Genomic DNA, 4,094 nt, shown 5'->3' on the forward strand with positions numbered 1-4,094 from the left:
GAAGCGCTGAACGCCCAGCCGACCGGGTGAGACAGGCCTCGCTGCGCTCGGTCGCGCTGACGCGCGATCCCACCCGGTCGGCCGAGCGGCCACGCCCCGGCCGGTCCGCGACCGCCGCTCCTGCTGGCTCCGCCCCCAAGCCCGGGGCGCGCCACCTCGCCGGTGCCCGGCGACACCCACCAGGAGCTCCACCACATGGCACTGATGAAGAAGCTCGTCAAAGGCGCAGCCAAGAAGGCGGCCAAGACCGCGGTGACGACAACGAAGCGAGGAGTCGAAGCCGCGACCGCAGCGCGCGTGGTTTCCAGCAAGCCCTGCAAGGGCTGCGGCAAGGAATTCGACGGCCGCATCAAACACAACAAGCCCGCCTGCTCGCGGGCCGCAGCCGAGCCGATGCCGAGTATCCACGACCTCGAGCTCGGCGAGTACTGAGAACTCCCACACGTCAGCGGCGCCGAACAGTCCTCAGCAAACAGTGCGCAGCCGCTGATGCCCACTTCGCGCTCTGCGCAGCATTCCAGGTGCTGCCGTAGGTCCACTTTAACGCAGGAAAGGAAAGACGTCCTTATGGTCAGGGCTATTTCGAGTATCGGATCAAGGGCGATAACGGCGAAGCGAACGGCTCTGCCGCCACGGAGGCGAAGGCTTGGACCGCCGCCGGACGTCGAGCCCCGGGTTACTTCACCAACAAGCACGGCATGATTTCGATCTCCGTGACCGGGAAAACGATCTTCGTCAAACGCGACGACCTTCAGGCGAAGATCGCCAACATGGTGTCGACGAGCGAATAAGCCTTGAAGTGTCTCTGGGGTTCGCCAGCGTCACCGGTGCGGACCGCAGAGGCCCTTCGAACCATTCCCACGTTTGCACGCCTAATTAACGAAGGAGAAGCTAGCCAGTGAACAACTTCGACAAACTGGTGGCGAACGCGGCAATGTACCTTGGCTGGTATCCGCGCAAGGACCCGGTCCTCGAAGGCATCGTTCGACGCATCCAGGAACTGCACACAAAAGACCACCTCGACGCTGCAGCAATCGCGAAGATGCTGACCGGTCATGGCAAGTCTTCACCGCTGCGGCGTGAAGACTTCATCCAATTCGTGATCGACCGGACTTGAACGCGATTCCCTGTGCGCGGATAGGTGCCGACGAACCTCTGGGGTCCGCCTGCGTCAGTGGAGCGGATTCCAGAGGTCTCCGGAACTTGCCAAGAAGTTACTCAGAGTAGCGACGAAGGAGAGCTGCGCAATGAGCAAGTTCGACAAATTGGTGGCGGACGCCGCGACTTTCCTCGGGTGGGAGCCGCAAACTGACTACTTCCTCGAAGGTGTCGTCACCCGCATCCAGGACCTGCACAAAGAAGACCACCTCTCCGCTGCGACGATCGCCAGGATGCTCGATATGTACGACCCGACCTCACCGTTTCGGAGGACGGACTTCATTCAGTTCGTGATTGACCGCACCTGAACGACGCGGGAGCTTCTCCGCCAGGCGGTGCTCCCTGCGGTCGTGTACCAGCAATGCCGGTGGATGTCTATCCGTATGTGACTCGACCTAGCAGATCCGGGCCAGGCCGAGTCACATACGGCACGTAAACAAGGCAGAGAGGTGAACGGAGAGACCGATAGCCTCGCCTGTCGACGTGACAAGTTCGGCCGAGCGGATCCGCGCTGGACAGTACGCCGAACTGGTAGGAGAGCTGACCCATCGCGTGCCTGGCCTCGCGCAAATTGCCTATGTTCGAAGCTGCGGCGAAGTCGCCCGAGACACCCAGCCGTTCTCATGAAAGCTGAGTCCGCCGCTGTAGACCCATGTCACCGCGGACCGCACGGAAGCAGCAGCTAGTGGACGGTGTCGGCGCGGGTTACCTCCGCTGCCGGTAGGAAGGTGCGCCTTCCTGGTTCTGGTCACGACTCTTGCCAAGCGGATGCGGCACGTCTGATCGCTGACCATGCGGATGCCGTGGCGCTGTCGAGAGCATCGGGCTGCCCACAAGTCGCTCGTGTCAGCTTTTGACCGCGAGTTCAGCGCAGCCGCGGACGGGTCGCGCCCCGCTACTCCGGGGGCCCCGACAGTAGCCGTTGACGTCCACCTGCGCCTGGCCCGGCGAGTTTGTGTTGCGCGCAGTCGGGCGCAGGTGGACGTCTACGGCTCTCGGGTCGCGCCCCGGAGCACCGGGGCGCGACCCGCCGGACGTAATCCGGCGCCCGTAGATCGGAACCTGGCCATGTCCGCCGTCATCCGTCCCGACCTCACCGTCGTCATCTCACCTCCTGGCGCTGCCGCGCCCGGATGGGCTGTTCGGGGACTGCTCACCGCCACCTTCAGGACTCTCACAACCGTCTTCCGTTCCCCGGACTTCGGGATCGACGCCACCGAGGACTGCACCCTGTGGCAGTTGGAGACCCCCGCAGGGCGTGCGCAGCTGGCCAGCCAGCACACCGGTACTCACTTCCTCAGCTCACCCGACAGCACCACGACCTGGATGGTCCAGGCCTCGTCATTCGATGTCCTGCCCTGGATCTTTCAAGCTCTCCCCGATGGAACCGCATCCTTTCCCCGCAGCACGCAGGAAGTTGCTGTGGGCACGGACCGCATGGATCTGATCCGGGCGTACCGGCGATTCTTGCGCAAGCGCGCGGACGCGGTGGCTTTCCGAACCGCGGGCAGTCCTCAGCTGCCCCTGTCCGAGGAAGTCGCGCTCTGGCGGCAACTGGTCTCGGCGCACCAGGCCCTTGGCCGTGCCCTGTACTTGGCGGTCACTCCGCAGGACGTCGCTGCTGCTCTGCGGCAACTGGCCGACCGACTGGAGAAGACAGGATGCGAGCCAGGGAGTAATGCCGGGCTGCACGGCGAGTTCGTCGCGACGGTCCGCGCGCTCGCTGCGGCCGAGTGCGACCAGCAGGTGCCGGCATGATGGCCCGCACGCGGACCTGTTCCGGAGGCGACCCACGCGCGCATGCTCAGAAGATCGCCGAACGGGTCGACGAAGTCTGGCATGCCCGGCACGGACACGGTGACCTCGAGATCCCGGTGTCTGTCGTAGCGGTGCTGTCTCTGCTCGCCCCTCCGCCTTCGAGGCGGGCCACCCTGGCGAGCGCGATCAGCGCACTGGAGCCCGATGGCTTTGCCGACCTGGTTCGTCGGATGTGGAAGGAGTTCGTTCTCGCGCGCCCGGATTTGGCGAACCGGGCCTGGCCCCTGATACAGCCGTGGCTGGGCGAACGGCAAATGACCCCGGAGAAGGTGAAGGCAGCGCACGCCGTCGCCCACGAGGTGCTGCGCCGGGACCTGTTCGTGCTCACCGACACCACTCGCTGGGAGATCGATCTGCTCGGCGCCGTGCTGACCACGGTACGGACAGAATCGTCGTGGAAAGCCCGCGGCCAGTACTACACCCCGACAAGCGTCACCGACCTGATTGCCCGCTTGGCGGGAACACCCGCGCCAGGCGAGTCCGTCAACGACCCTGCCTGCGGGACCGGTGGCATGTTCCGCGCGGCCGCCGCGGCGATGCGCAGCGCCGGAGACGATCCCGCGACCGCCTCCTGGGAAGGCAATGACGTCGACGAGCTGGCCGTCGCGTGCTGCGCGGTCAATGTGGTGCTCTGGGGATTGGGCACGAACGTGCTGCTCGGCGTCGGCAACACCCTGACTGCTGACTGGCGTGAGCGTGCTCTCGCCGAGCGGAGCGAACCGGTCGTCCTGATGAAACAACTCTCCGCGCTGAAGGCTGTCATGGCCCTGACTGACACACGACGTGGCAGCGCCTCGTCGTCCGCCGACGTCACGACAGGAGACGAGCCGTAGCCGGGCCGTTGTCCGACCGCACTGCCTCGCGAGCAACCACGCAAGGACGTGGCCGTGCGCCAGTCTGATGCGTGCTCCCGGGTGGTGCGTTCGCGGCATCGGCTTCTGCTTCAACCCTGTGAGCCGCTTGCATCCCGCTGGGGAGGAGAGGTCCCGCGGTGTTGAGGGCTCACCGACGCTGACCGACGTCCGCGGCTGCGCCCGAAGCGCTGAACGCCCAGCCGACCGGGTGAGACAGGCCTCGCTGCGCTCGGTCGCGCTGACGCGCGATCCCACCCTATTGAC

5 protein-coding genes are annotated in these 4,094 nt (G+C 65.4%); all 5 read left to right on the plus strand.

The genetic code is table 11. The features are described from left to right. Positions 1-195 precede the first annotated feature (195 nt). The 5 genes from DL991_RS29125 (at position 196) to DL991_RS29145 (ending at position 3,809) form a co-directional block, all read left to right on the plus strand. Entirely contained in the window at positions 196-432 is a 237-nt protein-coding gene (locus DL991_RS29125) for a hypothetical protein (protein ID WP_125787559.1), read from the plus strand. Positions 433-898: 466 nt separating this feature from the next. After that, on the plus strand, positions 899-1,117 hold the full coding sequence (locus DL991_RS29130; protein WP_125787560.1) for a hypothetical protein: 219 nt from the start codon (positions 899-901) through the stop codon (positions 1,115-1,117). 130 nt (positions 1,118-1,247) lie between these two features. Further along, entirely contained in the window at positions 1,248-1,466 is a 219-nt protein-coding gene (locus tag DL991_RS29135) for a hypothetical protein (protein WP_125787561.1), read from the plus strand. Between the two features lie 760 nt (positions 1,467-2,226). Next, a complete protein-coding gene (locus DL991_RS29140; RefSeq protein ID WP_125787562.1) occupies positions 2,227-2,916 on the plus strand; it encodes a hypothetical protein in 690 nt (229 codons plus the stop codon). Next, complete coding sequence (locus DL991_RS29145) at positions 2,913-3,809, plus strand: N-6 DNA methylase (RefSeq protein WP_125787563.1); 897 nt, start codon at positions 2,913-2,915, stop codon at positions 3,807-3,809. Before DL991_RS29140 ends, DL991_RS29145 begins: the two co-directional genes overlap by 4 nt. Positions 3,810-4,094: the final 285 nt, after the last annotated feature.

The organism is Amycolatopsis sp. WAC 01375 (genome assembly GCF_003947325.1).
In the GTDB taxonomy this organism is placed as follows: Bacteria; Actinomycetota; Actinomycetes; order Mycobacteriales; family Pseudonocardiaceae; genus Amycolatopsis.

Bases quoted from the DNA above. Each gene is read 5' to 3' on its own strand.
- DL991_RS29125 (WP_125787559.1), top strand. From the start codon at position 196: ATGGCACTGATGAAGAAGCTCGTCAAAGGCGCAGCCAAGAAGGCGGCC.
- DL991_RS29135 (WP_125787561.1), top strand. From the start codon at position 1,248: ATGAGCAAGTTCGACAAATTGGTGGCGGACGCCGCGACTTTCCTCGGG.
- DL991_RS29140 (WP_125787562.1), top strand. From the start codon at position 2,227: ATGTCCGCCGTCATCCGTCCCGACCTCACCGTCGTCATCTCACCTCCT.
- DL991_RS29145 (WP_125787563.1), top strand. From the start codon at position 2,913: ATGATGGCCCGCACGCGGACCTGTTCCGGAGGCGACCCACGCGCGCAT.